Below are 20713 nucleotides of genomic sequence, written 5' to 3'. Positions count from 1 at the left end.
ATGACGATTAGACGGAGCGATTCAGCTGAAGGCAGCTCGTTCCCTGGCAGAACCTATGCTGAAGCGGTACTTGCGCCAGCCTATGACCAAGCCAAGAAGGAGCTTCTGCTTCCAATGATCTCCGTGCATAAAGCGCATCTCATCATGCTGCTTGAGCAAGGGCTGCTCAGCAAAGAAGAAGGCCATAAAATCGCCAAATCATTATTTTCACTTGATTTGGAGCAGTTAAACAGCGGTACCTATACCGGCCAATTTGAGGATTTGTTTTTTGAAGTGGAACACCAGCTGCTTACATTATCGGATGAAGCCTCCGGCAGCCTTCATCTGGCTCGAAGCCGCAATGACATGGGTATCGCCATATACCGAATCACTTTACGAGAGAAACTGCTTAGAACGATCTCGTCTGCCCTGCAGCTGCATACTGAACTGCTCGCTTTCGCCCAGAAACATACGGAAACGATCTTTATCGCTCATACGCATACCCAGCAAGCACAGCCGACGACAATCGCCCACTACATTGCAGCGGTAACAGACTCGCTCGCAAGGGATATACGCAGATTGCAGGCGGCCTACGCAAATTGTAATTTAAGCAGCATGGGAGCTGCCGCTCTGACAACGTCGGGCTTTGCCATTAGCCGGGAACGCGTTGCCGAGCTGCTTGCTTTTGACGGGTTAATTGAAAACTCTTATGACGCTGTAAGCGGAGCAGATTATGTAGGTGAAATCGCCGCTGGAATCTCGCTCGCAGCGATTAATCTTGGACGATTCACGCAGGAGCTGCTGCTGTGGTGCACACAGGAATTTGGAGTCGTTCAAATAGCCGCCCCATACGTCCAGATCAGCTCCATTATGCCGCAAAAAAGAAATCCAGTTTCCGTTGAGCATATCCGTTCACTCTTATCCAGCATTGCAGGCAATGCTCAGACCGTCCTTACGATGATTCACAATACGCCTTTTGGCGATATTGTGGATACCGAAGACGATATGCAGCCCTATGCTTGGCGCAGCCTAGAGACGCTTGAAGTTGTGTATCGATTGTTGTCCAAGGTCATCTCCACCTTGCAGCTAAACGAGGATGTTCTGAGGCAGCGCACTGCTGCAAGCTTCGCTACTGTTACTGAGCTTGCTGATACGATCGTCAGAGATGAAGGATTATCTTTTCATAAAGCACATTCAATCGTAAGCAAGCTCGTCACGCATGCCGTTCAGCATGGTAACAAGATAACTGACTTGAACCTTCAAGCATTAAACGAAGCTGCGATCCAAACCATTGGCTTCCCGCTTGGGCTAACTGAGGAGCAATTAAAGCAAGCGTTGGAGCCTGTGCATTTTGTAAATATACGCAGTCTGCGGGGCGGTCCTAGCCCTGCCGAGATAAACCGGGCGCTTACCGTTCAGCAAGATAGATTATCTGAGCTTGCGCTATGGCTGGAGGAACGAGAATCCCGATTGGAAGCTGCTGCTGCTGATATTGATTTAATTTTAACTGATTGGATCATCAAGGAATTATGAATGGAGTGAAGCTATGTTTCGCAGCCAATTTAAAGTATTTGATGTACATGGACATCTTCCTTACCGATTAGCGCTAGGAAATAACAAACGACATGAATCCGTTGCTCGCTATGGTGCAGAGAGAAGCGAGCGAATGCGGCTCACTTGGGATTTTCCAGATGCAACGATTGCAGACAACGATAGTGAAAATGAAAACACGCCGTTAATTGACCGATGGGTGAAGGAGCTTGATAAGTACGGGATCGGAGGACTCAACTTCCTCACCGCGCTTGATAATGACAATTTGGCCGATCATCTGGCCAGTCATCCTGATCGTTTTACCGGCTTTGCCCATCACGCCATCGAGGATGCTGGCGCAGAGGAAGAACTTCGAAGGGCAGTTAATGAGTTAGGGCTTAAAGGTTATAAGCTGTTCGGCCCGCTGACTTCCATCCCTTTTGATGATCCGTCCCTCACGCCCGTATGGACCTTTCTCGCAGAGAAGAAGCTTCCTGTGTTGATCCACTTCGGTTTACTCGGCCATGCGGGAGGAATTGCACATCATCCGAATATAAGTCCTCTAGCAATTTTTAACACAGCAAGAGAATTTCCGGACATTCCGTTCATCATTCCTCACTTTGGCGCAGGTTATTTCCAAGAGCTGCTTCATCTGTGCTGGAGCTGCCCGAATGTATATGTCGATACTTCCGGCTCCAATCAATGGATGCGCTGGATGCCTTATGAGCTCACCTTGGAATTCGCCCTTCGCAAAACCTATGAGCTGATCGGGCCTGAACGTATTATTTTTGGAACGGATGCTAGCGGGTTTCCTCGAGGTTACCCTTATCGTTATCTGCAAGATCAAGTTCGTGCCTGCCGCGAGCTGCGATTCGGAGAGGACGATATCGAGAATATATTCGGCAATAACGCTAGGCGCCTGCTCGGTCTTGAGCTGCCGCCAAACACGATTACCAAGAAATCCGACATCGCAAGCCAAGCATAAGCACCGTTTTTTATAAAAAAAGGAGTGGATACCATTGAAGAAAAAAAGCTCAGTTTCTATCGTTACAGGATCACTTATCATCGCACTTGCTCTAGCAGGCTGCGGCAGCAACAATCAAGCAAACAGCACAGAACAAAATAAAGCAACGGAAAAACCAACCGATAAGGCAACAGACAAAGAAACGGATAAAAAAGTGACGATTGAATATTGGCAATATGAATTTCCAGCCAAGGTTGAACTGATCAACGAACTCATAAAAGAATTCCAAACCTTACATCCGAACATTACCGTAAAACAAACCAACTTCCCTTATGATCAATACAATCAGAAGGTTGCTACGCTGGTGCCAGCCGGCAAAGGCCCAGATGTTATTAACCTCTACTATGGCTGGCTGCCGAAATACGTCTCATCCGGCTACTTGCAGCCGCTGCCTGATGATCATTTTCCAACTGCGGAAATTGAAAGCAATTTTTACCCATTAGTCAGCGCCGCAAAAATTAATGGCTCTTATTACGCTATTCCTACTGCCGTACGCACACTCGCCTTGTTCTACAATAAGGATCTATTGTCCAAAGCCAATATTACTGAGCTTCCTACGACATGGGAGCAGCTGGTAGACGTATCCAAGAAACTGACAGAAACAGATGCCAAAGGGCAGTTTGTCACTGAAGGTTTCGCATGGGAGCCCGGCGCGCAGCTGCATCACTGGTATCGAGATGGTCTGCTGCATCAAGCAGGCGGTCAAGACTTAAGCGATGATCGACGCAAAATATTATGGGCAGAAACACCTGCAGGTTTGGAGGCATTTCAATATTTAATCGATTTTGCCGTGAAGCATAAGGTTGGGATTAACGGATTTTATGAGAATGACAGCAATGCCTTTATGACCGGTCATGCAGCTATTAATATCGACGGTTCCTTCCGACTTGGCTCCATTAAGAAGGACTTTCCAGATTTAAACTATGGCGTTGCACCTCTTCCATCCTACAAAACCAAATCAGCTCCGTCCTCCTTCTGGGCGAACGCCATTCCCAAAAATGTTGAAGGCGACAAGCTGAAGGCTGCTTCTGAATTTTTGGAATTTCTAACGAGCAAAGAGGTTCAGGAGAAATGGGTAGAGCAAATTGGAGAGCTTCCAGCACAAAAAGCTGTTGCGACGCAGGATAAATATGTAAACGACGAGAAGCTAGGGCCATTTATTTCCCAATTGGACGATAGCCGCGCGCATTTCTTCATCGACGAAACCCAAGAAAAAACATTGTTTGTTGATGCGACAAATGAAGTGCTCCTCAATAAAGTTCCGGTCGAGAAAGCCTTTCAAGACCTTGTAGCCAAAACGCAAAAGCTCTATGACGACTATTGGGCTGCTGCAGACAAAAAGTAATAATAAGGGCGCTCGGCCTAGAGCGAGCGCCTTTCTTTTGATGAAATGGAGGTGAGTTCCATTATGATTGCACATGCCTTAAAGCTAACCGTACGCAAAAGCCGAGAACTGTTCCTCACACGTTTATCCTACCGCACGCAGCGTTATTTGTTTATTTATATTACGCTTGGAATTCCTCTGCTTTATTTCCTCAGCACGCGGTTGCTCCCCATCCTGTATGCCTTCAATGTGAGCGTTCGTGAATGGGATTTATTGTCCCCGAGCAAACCTTATGTTGGACTGGCGAATTTCAAGGCGCTGTTCACAGATGAAATCTTCCTCAAGTCGATCGCCAATACGTTCAAATTTGTTGTTATTGGTGTTCCCGGACAGCTGATCGTTGGGCTATTTGTCGCACTGCTGCTTCACAATATCAAGCGGCTGCGCGGCTTGTTCCGTACCGTGTACTTCATCCCTTACGTCACAAGCATCGTCGCAGTAAGCTGGGTATTCCGGTGGATTCTCATGCGCAACGGCTGGTTAAACGAGATGTTATTAAATCTCGGTCTCGAACCGCAATTGTTTCTGCAATCGCCGCGTCAAGCGCTTATTCTCATTACATTAACGATGATATGGCAAAGCACCGGCTTTCAAATGCTTATCTTTATGACAGGGCTTGAAGCGATTCCACGCATGTATTATGAAGCGGCAGCTATCGATGGCGCAAGCGCATGGCGGAAATTCCGTCATATTACGCTTCCGCTGCTTAATCCCGTCATCGTTTTTTCGGCTGTCATTGGCGTTATTTCTTATTTACAATCATTCGGACAGGTGCTGAGTATGACAAATGGAGGACCGCTGAACGCGACAACGACGATGGTGCTCCATATTTACAATTTAGCGTTTCAGCAGTTTAAGATGGGCAGCGCCGCAGCTGCTACTGTTATTTTGTTCGTCGTCATTTTGGTGCTTACGCTGCTTCAATTAAAAGTGTTGAACAAAAAAGTAGAATATTGATGGGAGGACGAATCAGTGAGCACACAAAGCGTTTACAAAACACAGAAACACGTAAAGTCCCCCGCAGAGAGGCTTCGCACGCTTGTCATTTATTTGCTGCTAACGCTCGGCGTCGGCATCATGTTGTTTCCGTTTTTATGGATGATCGCTACCTCCTTCAAGCTTCCTCAGGACGTTTACAATCTACGCTTAATTCCTGAGACGATAACCTTTGACAACTACGCTGCCATATTCAAAAAGGCTCCTTTTGCACAATGGATCAAAAATACGCTCATCATCTCTCTAATTGCAACCTCTACTGTTCTAATCTTCGATACAGCGGCAGGGTACGTGCTTGCCAAATTTTCATTCGTCGGCAAACAGCTCATTTTTCTGCTCATAATCAGCACCTTAATGGTTCCAACAGAGATGCTCATCATCCCTTGGTATTTAATTGCGAATGAATTAGGCTGGTCCGATACTTATTGGGGCGTGCTGTTTCCCGGTATTATTACGGCCTTCGGCATCTTTCTTATGAGGCAGTTTATGGACTCCATTCCCTCTGATTTGCTGGATGCGGCTCGCATTGATGGACTTAATGAATGGCGTATTCTGCTGCATATCGCGATCCCACTAGTGAAGCCAGCTATTATCACTTTGATTATTCTTACCTTTATCGGGAACTGGAACCAGTTCATCTGGCCGCTCATCGTGCTGCAAACGGAGGAGAAATTCACACTGCCCGTCGGGATTGTTTATTTTTCCAGCGAGCTGAAGGATACGAGCAATTGGATCTTAATTATGGCAGGAACAACGATTTCAATTGCTCCGCTTATTGTTATTTTTCTTATTTTCCAGAAGCAAATCATTCGTGGAATTGCGCTTAGCGGCATGAAATAAACAGGAGGTGATCCAGATGAGCGAGCCTAATCGCAGAATGATTTTAAATTTGTTTCTACACAATGCGGGCGCTCACAAAGGAGCTTGGCGTCATGCAAGCACGAAGCTGGATGAAATTCATGACGTCAGTCATTTCCTGCGGATCGCCAAAAAAGCGGAAGCCGCCCGGATAGACTCCCTATTTATCGCGGATGGTCTGTCTATTGAAGCAAAAGCAGTCCAGCATGGTCCGATCTTCGGCTTCGAACCACTGACATTGTTATCTGCAATTGCGACCGTAACGGAGCGAATCGGCCTTATTGCTACCGTTTCTACAAGCTTCACCGAGCCCTATAACACAGCTAGAATATTCGCCTCGCTTGATCATATAAGCGGCGGGCGAGCTGGTTGGAACATTGTAACTACTGGCGTAGAACGTACAGCCTTCAACTTTGGGCTGGAGCAATTGCCAGCTCATGCAGAACGTTACGAGCGAGCGCGGGAATTCACAGAGGTCGTGCTCAAATTGTGGAGCAGCTGGGAAGCCGATGCGCTCGTTCAAGACAAAACATCCGGTGTGTATGCCGACGTGAACAAGGTTCATGATATACAGCATCAGGGGGATTATTATTCCGTACGCGGTGCGCTTAATATGATGCGCCCTCCACAGGGAAGGCCTCTGCTTATCCAAGCCGGAGCCTCAGAGGATGGCAGAAATTTAGCTGCTCAATATGCCGAGCTTATATTCACCGTCCAAAACTCATTTGAAGACGCGCAGCTGTTTTATCAAGACATCAAAGAAAGAACAGTCAAAGCCGGACGTTCCCCGCATGATATTAAAGTATTGCCGGGCATTCATGTTATTGTTGGTGAAACGGAGGCTGAAGCTCGTGACATTGCGAGAGAGCTGCAGCAGCTCGGTTCAATAGAACGTTCCGTCATGTCTCTTTCCAATTTGCTTGGCATCGATTTTTCGGGATATGCACTGGATGATCCTTTTCCGAAGCTGCCTGATATGGGCCAAGTTAATGCGTATCAAACCTTCTATCAGATGGTCAAAAAGATTGTTGATAATGAACAGCTGACACTCCGGGAGCTGCTCGAGAAATATTGGGTAGGCAACGGTCAGCTAAGCATTGCTGGAACAGCTAACCAAGTAGCTGATATTATGGAGCATTGGTTCGTAAATGGTGCTGCTGATGGCTTTAGCGTTATGCCTCAGCTGGCATTTGGCGGTATTGATGCCTTTCTCGAACTAGTCGTTCCTGAGCTGCAAAGGCGAGGATTATTTCCTAGCGAGTATGCTGGACAAAATTTGCGTGAAAACCTCGGCTTCAGTCCGTTGTAACTTATTAAGATCTGGAGGGTGCTCACATAACGAATACGAGCGATTTAAATTACCCCAATGAACATCTGCTGTCAGACGCTCATTGGCTTAAAAACTATTACCAAGAGCCGAACATCGTTTTATTAGATGTCAGAGCCAGCGGATATGAAGCAGACCACATTCCAGGGGCGTACTGGCTAGACGCCAAAGCATTAAAGGATAGCTCAAGCTGCACATTTGCTGCCGCGGATGCTCTTGCTTATTTGCTTGAAAATGTTGGCGTCAGCAATGATTCAACTATCATCGTCTATGATGATGGAGGCGGAGTGTTAGCGGCACGCGTCTTTTATGTGCTAGAGTATTATGGTCTGAAGGACCAAGTGAAGCTATTGAATGGCGGCTTCGCTGCGTGGACAGCGGCGAGCTATGAAACAACAATAGATTTGCCGCTACCCTCTAAAGGAGCACTGACGTTATCTGCTCATTCAGAGCTGGTTGTCACAAAAGCATCTATCCAAGCTGGGCTCGATAATTGCCTTCTTGTCGATACACGTTCCGCTTTAGAATACACCGGAGCTGATCAACGCTCGAATCGTAAGGGCGGGCATATTTCTGGCGCAGTTCATCGAGAGTGGAACGATTCCCTAGAAGGGGCAGATCAAGATGGCGTCGTGCGTTTCAAAGCTTGTCGAGATTTAAAGCAGCAATTTGATGCTCTTGGCATTGACCCTGCAAAAACAATCGTGCCTTATTGCCAGACAAATCAACGCGGAGCGCATACTTATTTTACTTTGCGACTAATGGGCTATCCTCATATTCGCCCCTATGAAGGCTCTTGGGATGAATGGGGCAACGACGAGTTTACCGAAGTGAGCCAATCGAACGCCTCATTCTCTAGCTTATCTAACTTGTAGGCTTGCAAGAAAAAGAGCTGTGCAACGGTCATTGCAGACCATGCACAGCTCTTTTTGCCATTGAATAGTTTACTCAGCTTTTTCTTTCTCCTCAGGAGGCAGCAGGATAATCTTGCCGTCTCCAAGCTCTACGCGCAGCTTATTCGAGTTTTTCACACCGATGGATTCCAAATAGTTGGAAGGCACCTGCAATCGGCCCGCTTTATCAAGCACCGCATATTCTACGTGCGTGCCTTCCTCATCCTCCTGCTCAAGCTCCGCCAGCTCTTCCGCATATGAACGTTTGCGCAGCATTTCGGATGAAATCTTGCCGTCTCTTATGGCCGCTACACGATCTACCTTCTTCGCAAGCTCTGGATCATGCGTAACGATAACAACGGTAATGCCAATCGTACGATTCAGTTCACGAAATAAGTCCAAAATCTGATTAGCCATTCGCGAGTCTACCGACCCAGTAGGCTCATCCGCAAGCAGCAGCTTAGGATGATTGGCGAGCGCAATGGCGATTGCCACCCGCTGCTGTTCTCCCCCTGATAATTCATATAGCTTATTTGAAGCACGGTGGCTTAGGCCAACGGCGTCAAGCAGCTCCTTTGCTCTCCAGCGCTTGCGACTGCCTGTTAGCAAAATAGGCAGCTCTACATTTTCAAGCGCGGTTAAATAAGGAATCAAATTTCTCGCATTATTTTGCCAGACGAAACCTACGCTCTCTCGCTTGTACCGAACGAAGTCGCGCTCCTTAAACTTCAGCATATCTCTTCCGTCAACGGTCAGCTTCCCCGCCGTCGGACGGTCAAGCCCGCCAAGCATATTCAGCAGCGTTGATTTGCCGCTGCCGCTGTTGCCAATAATGGCCATCAGCTCGCCGCTTTCAATTTGAAGATCGAGGCCTTGCAGGGCGAATACCTCTAGGTCGGCTGTTTTGTATATTTTGACAAGCCCTTCGCAATGAATCATCCGTCAATCCTCCCCTAGCTTGATCGCTTGATGAATACGCAGCTTCGATAGCATATAAGCTAATATGCCTAGTCCAATGACCAACATAAAGCCGACAAGCACATAGATCCGTATTAAATCCGTTGCATCGAACATGACCTTGAATGGCGGTACAAGGCTGCTTGGATTGAACGCAATTTGGAAGTTAGGCACATATAATCGACTCGCGATATTTCCGACACCTATTCCAATAAAAACGGCAACGCCCGATGTTAACAGCTGCTCAACCCCAAGCATGCCGATAAGCTGTCTCAGCGATAGGCCAATCGCGCGCAAAATACCATTTTGCAAGGTCCGGCCTCGGAGTGATAATACCCAATATAATAGAAACCCGATAAAGCTAACCAGAATCGACAAGACGAAACCTAATGTCAAAATACCGTTTAGTGCCATGAGGAACGGATCGTTTTTGGCAGTTACCAGCTTCTCTCTTGTATTGACAATATTCGTAATCGGAAGCTTCGATTCCTTAAGCCCTTCATAAAACTCGGAAGTGCTCACCTCCGGCTTTAATTTAAGCCAGACGTCGTAAGGCTCAAGTGCAAGCTGAACTTGAATACGCGGCAAATGGCCAACGATCAGCATCGGAGCACGGCCACCCGATGTATCTTTATCTTCACTAACATTTACGCTGCCTACAGCAGGATTCGGATTAAAGGTTGGGAAATAATTAATGATGCCATACACCTTGAACGGTTGTTGCGGTACATCGCTCCAGCCTACCCAAATCGTGTCGCCAGGCTTCACTTTGTTCTGATCGGCTAACGTCCGCGATATGAGAACAGCCTGCGGATCTGCTGCAAGCAGGTTCAAATAATCATTAAGCGGATAGTCAAGCAAGCTGTCACGGAACCACGTTGTTTCACCAAACTCATCGGAATCAATACCAATTAACGTTGCAGGGCCATTGCTTTCATTTACGCTAAAGGCGACTTCTTTCTTAAATACTTTAGCTGCATGCTCTACGCCTTTGAGTGCTTTAAAGGGCTCAAATGCCGGCTCCAAGTAATGGACTGGCGCGAGCATAGCTAAATCCTGCGCTGGCGTTGACGGTGCTCCCGGAGGTGGAGGCGGCGGTGCATCGTTCATCCATTGTGTAGTCAATACGACCTCTGCGCCATTGCCATACCTGATTCGATCCTCTGTGTTATTGTTGATCGTTCTTGCCGCTGAAGCGCTAAATACCCCGGTAGCAATCGTCATAATAAGAAAAATCATTAAAAACTGATATTGCGAACTGGAGCGTCCAACCTGAATTAGTGTTGCATATACGGAAGGCGGCCACCATTTCTTGCCGATCCAATAGATGAGTCTAAGAACCCACGGGTACAAACGAAGCAAGAGCAAACCTGCACCCATAATAAACAAAGCAGGAACAACAAATTGCAGCGGATCGATGTTCAAATCATCTGCATTTAAACCTAAGCTTTGCAAATCAGCAAGCCTTTTCCGGAATGTGTATAAGCCATAAATAGCTAACGCTAATGCAATCACATCAAGGAACATTTTGTGCCATAACGGTGATTTCAAAAGTCTAGCCAGCTGCTGCTTATGACCAACAATAGAAACGCGAGTAGCCATAATGATAGGAATCATCATAATGACAAAACAAACGCCGGAGGCAATCGCTCCATAACGGAAAGACTCGTCCGTAAGTTTGACAGGCAGTCGAACGCGCTGTACAAATTCAAGGAAACCATTGGATGCACCAAGCATCTCGGTTAGGATGACGCCAAGCAAAGGACCCACACCAAAGGCGATGCCGCATAAAATAATGCCTTCCACTGCATAAGAGCTAATAACCTGCCAACGTGCAGCTCCTCTGCTTCGCAGAACAGCAATCTCATTTTTTTGCCGATCCGCAATTAGATTGGATACCATGAACATGTAGAACCCGAGCATAATCAAAACAGGAACATTAAGCGACCACATGAGCGTCTTCAGCTGTTCTGCCCGCACCATGTATTTCGAAATCGTATCCAGAGCCGGTGTTTCCGAGACTGCTTGATACATCGTTACATTATTAAGCATAACGTTGCGAATTTTATTCGTTGTTTGTATGAAGCCATCTACCAAGCTTAGCTCAAGCTTAGAATAATCCAATACAAAAAACCAACCAACGGACGCTACCGGAATCCGGCTTTCCTGCATGAGCTGCTGCTTAGCGAGTTTATCACTAATGACAAAGCTTGAGCTTAGCTCACTTAGATCCGTATCTCTAAAATAGGGGTCGTCATCCTGCTTTTTCTTAAATACCCCTACCGGCTTAAATGCTATTTCCCCGGCAATTTTATCGTCGTTCACATAAAACTTTGAATCCAGTACTGTTTTGAACTGAACTAGGCTTCGTTCTGTAACAAGTACCTCATAAACGCCATCAACTGGCTGCTGCTCAGCCGGCATTCTGCCGTCCGTCAGCGTAATATGCTCTTCAAGATCACTGAAGGAGCGCAGCGACATCGTCTTGAGATTTTTTTTCGTATCTGGCTCTGGATCATTCTCCGGCCTGATCTTCATTGATCTGGATTGAAAATCAACGATAAGCTCCTGCACCGGTATGCCAAAGTTGGATTGTGCTTGCTCACGTATGTAGCGATCTACTTTTGTATAAATCTTATTTACTTGCTCCGGTGTTTCTTTCGTGTAAAAAAGTTTATTGTATTGATTGCCGGGATATATCCCCCGCTCGCTCTGCATAGTCTCTAAATCCTTGACCAGCATCCTCGATAAAATGGCTTCCGAATAAATCGGCATGCTGCTTACCAAGGCTACGGACATGACTAAGCCTATAAACAAGCTCCCGACCAACCACTTATTTTGCACCATTTTACGAATAATCATAATAAACAAAGCCACTTCAAAACCCCCCAAGCGTAAACGGCTCATAACCTTCCTATGATGCTAGTTGATGGTTATCAATCGTTCTATACAGACTCATTATTGAAGTACAACAATCGCGCCTTCTTCCAAGCCCTTCGTAATTTCAATTTCCGTCGAGCCTTTTATGCCCGTTTCGACATCAATCTCACGAATTTTATTGCCATCCTCAAGCGTTCTTACGAAGGTTCTGCCAAGGAAGCTGCGCACGCCGCTGCGTGGAATTTTGAGTACATCATCACGCTGCTGCAAAATAATTTTGACATCAGCAAACGCTCCGATTGTGGCGTTTCCAGGCACTTTCGGCACTTCAATAAATAATGTTTTGGAGTAACGATCTTGAAGCTGCTGGTTCAGCGTTGAAGGAGCCGATGATGGTGTCTGTACAACTTTCCCTTTCACTTCTTCAGACCCGAAGGTAACCATTGCTGGGAAACCAACATCAACGCTGCTAATTTCCGCACCTGATTCAACTCGCAGTGCCAGGCGCAGCTGAGATGGATCGGATATGACAACAAGCGTTTGATAAGCCTCAACAAAATCGCCTTCCTTCAGATCCTCTACGAAAGTTACTTGGCCGTTCATTTCGGCAACAAGCTGCTTGCTGTTAAAGGTCGCCGTCAAACGATCCAGCTTTAACTGCTCAATATCCATTTGCAGCTTAGCGATATCGATCGCATCATTGTCACCGCCTAATTTGGCCTGTTTAAATGAAAGCTTAGCTTTGGCATGGGCGAGCTGCTGTTCCTTTAATTGAATGTCCAGTCCATCTACATTAAGCTGAACCAAGACATCTCCTTTCTTCACCTGCGCTCCCGAGGTTACCATCATCTTCGCAATACGGCCGCCTTGTCCTTTAAACTGTGCAATCTCCGATTGTGTCGACTCCAGGCTTCCGCTTCCTTTAATTTCTTGTGTGATTGTCCCCTTCTCGACCGTTACCGTGCGGTAATTCTCTTGCGCCGGCTTAACAAGAGGAGGTTTCAAGGCAGCCTCCTCGGCAGGAAGCAAGGAGCACCCTGTTAGTGAAGCGCTAAGAAGCAGCGCGAATGACCAGCCGAGTATCGGCTTAAGCTTTTGCGACAATTTGTCCATCCTCCAATTCATAAACATGGTCAACAATTTCCATTATTGCAGGATCATGTGTCGTCATGATGATTGTCATTCCTGCCATTTCTACCAAATCACGAAACACTTTCATAATTTGCAAGCCTGTGCGGCTATCCAGTTCAGCTGTAGGCTCGTCTGCCAAAAGAAGCTTCGGCTTATGGGCAATTGCCCGTGCTATTGCTGTTCGCTGCTGTTCGCCGCCCGATAGCTCGAATGGCCGATGATGCATGCGGCTTTTTAAGCCAACTTGCTCTAAAGCGTTAATCGCTGCTTCCTTGCGGCCGTTTGCGGCCATACCTGAAACTCTTAATATAAACTCCACGTTCTCATAGGCGGACATTAGAGGAATGAGCGCAAAGGATTGAAAAATAAGCCCCATTTCCTTGCGGCGTACCATATCTCTCTCATGATTCGACATCGCCGTCAAATCGCGTCCAGCAAACGTAATATTTCCTTCGGTCGGACGATCCAGTGCGCTTAACAAATTAATAAGCGTCGTTTTTCCAGAACCTGATCTTCCTTTAAACGCAATAAGCTTGCCGGATGGTATCGACAAATCAACACCTTTTAATACGGTAACTGCACCGCTTCCACGTCCAAATGTTCTTTTTAAAGCGCTTGCATGAATAATATCATGCGTGATAGGCAGCATCTAGTAATAGACCTCCATTTCCAATAAATCGATTACCCTTGTATCTTTTTCCATTTTAACCTTGTCCATCTTGTTGCACAAGAAATAAAAAACCTAACAAACTCAAAATTAAGAGGTTGATAGGTTCACTAATTTCTAGATATCAAGATTTAAGAAAAAAATGACTGCAGTAACGGTGATTATGCTTAAAATGGTAGAGACAAAAACAGATTGCGAGGCAAACTCTGGCTCGTTGTCAAACTCTACAGCGAGAAGCACACTGCTGAGTGAAGTGGGGACAGCTGATGAAACGATGAGTGCGGCTGCCGTCAGCTTGTCGAGTCCCATCAGCCAGACGATCAGCCACGCAAGCAAAGGACCGGCAATCAGTCTGAGTATGCCCGATATGCTGACATCGATGAGGAGTGAGCGCTTTATTTTCCACTCCATATTGCCCAACTGTACGCCCAGCGTGATAAGCGCTGTACCGATAAACGCTGCAGATAAGTAACCGATCGGTGTAGCTATAGGCTGCGGGATGGGAACGTCGAATCCTCTGAGCAGGAAGGCAAGTGGGATGACATATATAATCGGCATTGATATAATTGTCCGCCAAATCGCTCGCATATCGGCTTTGTGCGCGTTGACGTTATATATGCCATACGTGTTCGGTATAAGAGATTGCATCATCATAATTAATATCTGAATAGCGAGTGTTTTCTCGTTGCCTGCAAAAGCCAGCTGATTGAGCGGTATGCCGTAATTTGCGCTGTTGTAGAACAATACGCTGTTGCGCATCGCGCTTTTCATGCTTGGCTGATACCCTCTTATTCTAACAACCAGCTCAACGATAATATATTGCGTAACCATAAACAGCACAAAAAACAATAAGATTCTCCCTACCACTTGGGCAGAAATGTCCGTTTTATATAAAAGGTCGAACATAATAGCCGGTGAAAATAAATAAAAATTCAGCTTCGATAACGTTTTAATATCCAGCTTGAACGCTCTTTGAATAATAATGCCAAGCCCAATCATGATGACCATCGGAAGCACGTTTGTCATTAAAATGTGAAAGAAAATATTCATCGCTACATCTGCTTCTTTCTATTATATAGTGTGAAAAATGATAGTGTCGGAAATGGCCATGACTGCGACTAAGATCGCTTCCTCATTTTAATAGGTTCATGCTTGATAAGGCAAGCATTCATGTGGGGCTGGTTGTTGTGACTAAGCGGTTGATCTTCAGTGAGTTGCTGTGAGTTGCTGTGAGTTGCTGTGGTTTGTGTGATTTGCAGTGATTGGCTGTGATTTGCAGTGATTTGCAGTGATTTGCAGTGATTTGTAGTGACTAGCTGTGATTTGTGTGAATCTGCGATTTATGTGACTTGCTGTAATGTCCGATGCTGCAAATCAATTCACATGCTCATCCATTCGGTGAATCAGCCCATATCCCCTCTAAGCCGCGAATCGGCTGAAATAGATCTAGAAACTAGTTCTATTTCCATCAAATTAGCTGGTTTCGTGCGAATAAGTCAAGAAACTAGTCTTATCCGTAAATAAATCGCCCCATATCCTCGCCAAAGTACCAAATCAGCAAAAATAGAACTAAAAAATAGACCTATTTCCATCATATCAGCTTATTTCGTGCAAATAAGACTAGAAACTAGTCTTATCCTAATGTAAATCGCCCCATATCCTCGCCAAAGTACCAAATCAGCAAAAATAAAACTAAAAAATAGACCTATTTCCATCAAATTAGCTTGTTTCGTGCAGATAAGACTAGAAACTAGTCTTATCCATAAATAAATCGACCCAATATACCCGTCCAAGCAACAAATCAGCAAAAATAGAACTAAAAAATATACCTATTTCCATCATATCAGCTTGTTTCGTGCAAATAAGACTAGAAACTAGTCTTATCCGTAAGTAACTCACTCCACTATCCCCACCAAAGTATTAAATCAGCAGAAATAGAACTAGAAAATAGTTCTATTTCCATCATATCAGCTTGTTTCGTGCGAATAAGACTAGAAACTAGACTTATCCATAAATAAATCGACCCAATATACCCACCAAAGTATTAAATCAGCAGAAATAGAACTAGAATCTAGTTCTATTTCCATCAAATTAGCTTATTTCGTGCGAATAAGACTAGAAACTAGTCTTATCCGTAAGTAAATTGCCCCAATATCCTCATCTAATCGGCAAATCAGCAAAAAATAGATCTAGAAACTAAATCTATTCCCACCAAACCAGCCTGATTCGTGCAAATAAGTCTAGAAACCAGACTTAGACCCCATGTGGCGCTCATCCAACAAAGCAACAATCGTTTAGTCAATTAACCAATCATGTTAACCTAACCCCTCACTCCAAAGCAGTCTAAGCCTGTTACTGCCTTACTCTCCCACCATACGCAGCAAATAAAAGACAGCCTTTGGCTATATCGCCTCGGGCTGTCCGTCCTTCTACTATTACCAAAGCTTAAAGCTGCTGTTCCTGTTGATACAGCACCGTTGACAAGTAGCGCTCGCCGTTGCTTGGGATAACAGCAACGATCCGCTTGCCGGTGCCCAGCTTCTGCGCCAATTGAATAGCGGCATATATAGCTGCTCCTGAAGAAATGCCGCCTAAGATTCCTTCCTCCTTGGCCACTCTTCTAGCTGTCTCGAATGCATTATCATTGCTCACTTGAATGATCTCGTTATAAATATCGGCATCCAATATCGAAGGTACAAAACCCGCGCCAATGCCTTGAATTTTGTGCAGGCCAGGCGCTCCTCCCGATAAAACCGGCGATGAGGACGGCTCAACAGCTACAATATGGATATCGGGGAAACGATCGCGCAGTACTTCGCCAGCGCCCGTAATTGTGCCTCCTGTTCCCACACCTGCTACAAAACCGTCCAGCTTACCATCAAGCGACTCCACCGCTCTTACGATTTCAGGGCCCGTCGTTTCCCGGTGAATTTTCACATTTGCCGGATTATCGAATTGCAGCGCTGGAAAATAATCGGGATGTTTCTCTTGCAGCTCCTTCGCGGTGCGAATCGCTCCTTTCATCCCTTCGGCTCCAGGCGTAAGCACTAGTTCCGCACCGTATGCCCGCAGCAGATTGCGGCGCTCCAAGCTCATCGTCTCCGGCATAACAAGCACCGCTTTATAGCCCCTAGCTGCGGCTACCAATGCAATGCCAATACCCGTATTGCCGCTCGTCGCCTCAATAATTGTATCGCCCGGTTTCAGCTTCCCTTCCCGCTCCGCCTCTTCAATAATGCTGATGGCAATTCGATCCTTTACGCTGCTGCCTGGATTAAAAAACTCCAGCTTCAAATAAATTTCTGCACTTCCGTCCGGCACGACCCTGTTCAAACGAACCAAAGGCGTGTTTCCTATCAAATCCGTAATATGATTGACAACATGACTCATCTAATCTGCCTCCTATATGATGAATGGCCTAGCGGCTCGTGCCGAAAAAAGTAAATATGGCGCAAAAAGAGTTTTATACAGCAATATTGCCTTGCGAATGCTCATATAGCTCCTTGTAATGTCCATCATGCTCCAGCAGCTCCTGATGATTGCCTTGCTCCACGATTTCACCGTGGCTCATCACAATAATCCGATCCGCCTGCATGATCGTCGACAAGCGATGCGCAATTACAATGGTTGTTCGATCCTGCGATACGACCTGAAGCGCATTTTGAATCAATTGTTCCGTATGAGAATCCAAGTTAGCGCTCGCTTCATCCAAAATAAGCACCTTAGGCTTGAACACAATAATTCTCGCAAAAGAAATCAGCTGCCGCTCACCAGCGGATAAACCGCTGCCGCGTTCTGACAGCATCGTATCATAGCCATCCCTCAGCTTATGGATAATCGTATCCGCGCCTACAAATTCACAGGCACGAATAACCTCCTCGCGAGAAATGGATTCGTCGAACATTCTTATATTCTCGATAATGCTGCCCGAATACAGATAAGGCTCCTGCTGAACCAAGCCGACTAGTCGATGCAAGGTTGCTTGCGGGATATCCCTTACATCAATCTCATCTATTCTTATGCTGCCTTCCTTCACATCATAGAATCTGCACAATAAGCTGATCAGCGAGCTTTTGCCCGCTCCTGTCGTACCTACGACGCCAATAAGCTCACCCGAATGGATATGCAAATCCAAATCCTTTATGATCGGAATTCCTTCCTCATAGGAGAAGGAGATCCGATTAAAATCGATTTGGCCCTTCACCTGCTCCAAGCTCAAAGTGGATATAGACGCTTGACGTTCATCCGCCTCTTCTTCGCTATCCGTCTTATGCAGCTCAATCGAATCAAGCTCGCGGTCTGTAATGTCCGGCTTATTCGCGAACACGCCCCAAATTCTTGTAATGGCAACGGTAGCAGACTGCAACGTATTCCATTGCTGCGTGATCGTATTAATCGGCTGAAAAAACTGGCGGATATACGTAATAAACGCATACAATACGCCGAATTCCAGCTGGTGGCCAAGAACAGCATTCCCGCCGAGCCATGTCACAAAGGCAATCGATAAATTGCTCAAAATATCAAAGGTTCGGCCAAACACAACATTCGTCCGAATTTCCCGAAGATTTGCTTTAAAATATAAGCTGTTTCTCTCATTGAATTGCTTCTCTTGCTCCTTCTGCTGATGAAACACCTGTACAAGGTTCATCCCCGACAGGTTCTCGGCAACAAACGCTACAAGCCGAGATAGCCTCGTTCTAGCAAGCTGATAGGTCGTGCGCATAAACGAGCGGAAGGCAATTGCAATCGCCCATATGATCGGCAATAAAATCAAGCAATAAAGCGCCAGCTCCGTGTCTAATTGAAACATCATCACCATGATAAAAATGAGTGTAAGTCCGTCCCTAAACAGGCTCAGCAGCACCTGATTAAAAAACTGGTTCAGCGCCTCCGTATCGCTTGAGACATGCGTAATTAAGCTGCCGCTCGACATCCGATCGAAATACCGCATAGACTGCTTCAAAATATGACCAAACAGCTGCTTGCGAATGCGCGACACGATGCTTTGCCCAATATTTTGAAGCAGATTGTTTTGCAAATAGCTAAAAAGCAAACTAGACATGGATAAGCCCAGATATATGAAACAAATGGTTAACAACCCTTTGTAGTCATTTTTGCCGGATAATAAATTGTCATCGATCGCTATTTTCATTAAAAAAGGTTGGAACAAATCAGATAAAATCGCGATTAACGTACAACAAAACACACCAATAAAAGCCCATAGATGAGGTCTCGCATACCCGAACAATGTGCGGAAGGCCGAGACATATTCCGGTTTCTGCTCCGGTTGATTCGGATCAGCCTTCTGATCTGCCTGCCAATTATGAATGGCTTGTGCCGGTCGCATGTTGACTTCCCTCCTCCTGTATCGCATGAAGCGTCGCATAGAGTCCTTGCTGCGAGAGCAGCTCTATATGAGTGCCCCGCTGCACAATCAAGCCGTCATCCATCACAATGATTTCATCCGCATGCTTGATTGCACTAATTCGGTGCGCAATAATGATCGTCGTTTTGCTGTCTCTTTCCGTTTGAATCGCTTCTATAATATCCTTCTCTGTCACCGCATCTACGGCACTGACACTATCGTCCAAAATCATAATCGGAGCATTCTTAATCATTCCGCGGGCTAAGCTTGTGCGCTGACGCTGACCGCCGGATAAAGTTAATCCGCGCTCGCCGAGCCTCGTTTCAAACTGATCAGGCAGCTCAGCAATATTATTATAAATTTGAGCTTGCTTCGCAGCTTGCTCAACCGCTTCAAGCTCAAGCTCTCGGTTAGAGAAAGCAATATTTTCTCTAATTGTGGTACTGAACAAAAAGCCGTCCTGCGGTACGTAGGCAACTTGAGTTCGCAAGCTTTCAAGCGACATTCCTCTTATATCTGTTTCTCCATACCATACCGTCTCTGGAGGCGGGTCATAGGTGCGAAGCAGCAGCTTCATCAATGTTGTCTTGCCGCTCCCTGTTCGCCCGATAATACCAAGTGTTGAGCCTGATTTAACGTTAAGGTTAATATTTTTCAGTACTGGACTAGACAATGGATCGTATGAAAAGGATAGATTACGAATCGTAATGCCCGCGTCTGTCAAATTCACTTCTTTCGCATTAGGAAGCTCCATAATTTCGGTTTGCTGCGACAATAAGCCGTTTAGACGCTCAAGTGAAGCGCGAGAACGTTGAATGGAATTAATGACATTGCCGATCTGCTGGAGTGGATTCATCAGCATTCTAATATAAAGCGTCAATGCAACAAAGTTGCCCAGCGTAATTTGCTTCGTGATCGTCATGTAACCGCCAAAAGCAAGCGCGACGATTAAAGAAATTGCTCCTAGAAACGGAATCAACGCTTGGAAAAAAGAAGAAACGCGCACTAGCCGCAATTGCTTCAGCCTGATCTGGTCGACCGTTTTGCCGAAGCGTTCATTCATAATGTCTTCTACCGCAAATTTTTTCGTTACACGAATGCCGCCGAATTGCTCCTCTGCCGTCTCTGTCATGAGGCCTAGAGATTCCTGCACCTCAAGCGACCGTTTTCTAATAATAGGTCCGAGATATACGACGATAAAAGGGATAAGCAGCAGCGGAAATATCGAAGCCAAAATCAAATAATAAGGAATATGGCTGACAAGCATCATCGTTATGGAAGCCACGAGCAGCATCGACGCATTCGCTGTTGAATTCACCCCCATTGAGATCGATTCCCTTACAGCTGTAACATCGTTCATAAAGTAGCTGAGCAGCTTGCCTACACCATTTTTTGAATAAAACCGTTCGCCCATTTGTATAAAATGCTTGAATAGCCCTCTTCGAACAACAAATTCAAATTTTCTTCCTACATACATAACCAAATACATCGCGATGCCGTTAAACAGCACCTGCCCAACGCCAATAAGCAGCAGCAATAAGCTGTAATCCACAATAAGCTTGCTTGTTAACCCCCCGATTTGCAGCTTATCCGTGAATTGTCCCAGTACCTTTGGAAAAAAAACGTTGATCAGGTTAGAAATCAAATGAAAAAAGAGAGAGAACAGGTAAATATGCCACGTACTCCGAAAAAAATCGGCCAACAGCCTTTTTGATTTCAAGA

15 protein-coding genes are annotated in these 20713 nt (G+C 45.8%); 7 read left to right on the top strand and 8 right to left on the bottom strand.

The window, feature by feature from the left end:
• The 7 genes from argH (at position 1) to ACIFSR_RS20590 (ending at position 7973) form a co-directional block, all read left to right on the top strand.
• Positions 1 to 1512, top strand: a complete 1512-nt coding sequence (gene argH, locus ACIFSR_RS20620) for an argininosuccinate lyase (protein WP_430059628.1) — start codon at positions 1 to 3, stop codon at positions 1510 to 1512.
• Between the two features lie 13 nt (positions 1513 to 1525).
• Positions 1526 to 2494: an amidohydrolase family protein gene (locus ACIFSR_RS20615; protein ID WP_339204689.1), complete on the top strand. Its 969-nt coding sequence runs from the start codon at positions 1526 to 1528 to the stop codon at positions 2492 to 2494.
• Positions 2495 to 2528: 34 nt separating this feature from the next.
• On the top strand, positions 2529 to 3878 hold the full coding sequence (locus tag ACIFSR_RS20610; RefSeq protein WP_430059626.1) for an extracellular solute-binding protein: 1350 nt from the start codon (positions 2529 to 2531) through the stop codon (positions 3876 to 3878).
• A 63-nt stretch (positions 3879 to 3941) separates the two neighbouring features.
• The gene (locus ACIFSR_RS20605; RefSeq protein WP_339204690.1) at positions 3942 to 4874 is read left to right on the top strand and encodes a carbohydrate ABC transporter permease; all 933 of its coding nucleotides are present in this window, start codon (positions 3942 to 3944) and stop codon (positions 4872 to 4874) included.
• Positions 4875 to 4889: 15 nt separating this feature from the next.
• Entirely contained in the window at positions 4890 to 5753 is an 864-nt protein-coding gene (locus ACIFSR_RS20600; RefSeq protein WP_430059624.1) for a carbohydrate ABC transporter permease, read from the top strand.
• Positions 5754 to 5769: 16 nt separating this feature from the next.
• On the top strand, positions 5770 to 7080 hold the full coding sequence (locus ACIFSR_RS20595) for an LLM class flavin-dependent oxidoreductase (RefSeq protein ID WP_430059623.1): 1311 nt from the start codon (positions 5770 to 5772) through the stop codon (positions 7078 to 7080).
• Between the two features lie 11 nt (positions 7081 to 7091).
• On the top strand, positions 7092 to 7973 hold the full coding sequence (locus ACIFSR_RS20590) for a sulfurtransferase (RefSeq protein WP_430060405.1): 882 nt from the start codon (positions 7092 to 7094) through the stop codon (positions 7971 to 7973).
• A gap of 69 nt (positions 7974 to 8042) precedes the next feature.
• On the opposite strand, the gene ACIFSR_RS20585 is transcribed toward ACIFSR_RS20590, so the two are convergent.
• The 8 genes from ACIFSR_RS20585 to ACIFSR_RS20550 form a co-directional block, all read right to left on the bottom strand.
• On the bottom strand, positions 8043 to 8930 hold the full coding sequence (locus tag ACIFSR_RS20585; RefSeq protein ID WP_430059621.1) for an ABC transporter ATP-binding protein: 888 nt from the start codon (positions 8928 to 8930) through the stop codon (positions 8043 to 8045).
• A 3-nt stretch (positions 8931 to 8933) separates the two neighbouring features.
• Positions 8934 to 11825 (bottom strand): FtsX-like permease family protein, encoded by a 2892-nt coding sequence (locus ACIFSR_RS20580; protein WP_430059619.1) that lies wholly within the window; start codon positions 11823 to 11825, stop codon positions 8934 to 8936.
• Between the two features lie 81 nt (positions 11826 to 11906).
• Positions 11907 to 12932, bottom strand: coding sequence for an efflux RND transporter periplasmic adaptor subunit (locus ACIFSR_RS20575; protein ID WP_339204697.1), 1026 nt, complete (start codon positions 12930 to 12932; stop codon positions 11907 to 11909).
• Positions 12916 to 13608: an ABC transporter ATP-binding protein gene (locus ACIFSR_RS20570; RefSeq protein WP_339204699.1), complete on the bottom strand. Its 693-nt coding sequence runs from the start codon at positions 13606 to 13608 to the stop codon at positions 12916 to 12918. Before ACIFSR_RS20570 ends, ACIFSR_RS20575 begins: the two co-directional genes overlap by 17 nt.
• Positions 13609 to 13743: 135 nt before the next feature.
• A complete protein-coding gene (locus ACIFSR_RS20565) occupies positions 13744 to 14676 on the bottom strand; it encodes an AEC family transporter (RefSeq protein ID WP_339204700.1) in 933 nt (310 codons plus the stop codon).
• A gap of 1395 nt (positions 14677 to 16071) precedes the next feature.
• Entirely contained in the window at positions 16072 to 17016 is a 945-nt protein-coding gene (cysK, locus tag ACIFSR_RS20560; RefSeq protein WP_430059617.1) for a cysteine synthase A, read from the bottom strand.
• 73 nt (positions 17017 to 17089) lie between these two features.
• Positions 17090 to 18973, bottom strand: coding sequence for an ABC transporter ATP-binding protein (locus tag ACIFSR_RS20555; protein ID WP_339204703.1), 1884 nt, complete (start codon positions 18971 to 18973; stop codon positions 17090 to 17092).
• Positions 18948 to 20711 (bottom strand): ABC transporter ATP-binding protein, encoded by a 1764-nt coding sequence (locus ACIFSR_RS20550; protein WP_430059615.1) that lies wholly within the window; start codon positions 20709 to 20711, stop codon positions 18948 to 18950. Before ACIFSR_RS20550 ends, ACIFSR_RS20555 begins: the two co-directional genes overlap by 26 nt.
• Between the last annotated feature and the right edge of the window lie 2 nt (positions 20712 to 20713).

The organism is Paenibacillus sp. NRS-1760, assembly GCF_050467785.1.
Taxonomy (GTDB): Bacteria; Bacillota; Bacilli; order Paenibacillales; family Paenibacillaceae; genus Pristimantibacillus.
This window is presented reverse-complemented; position numbering and strand designations above follow the sequence as displayed.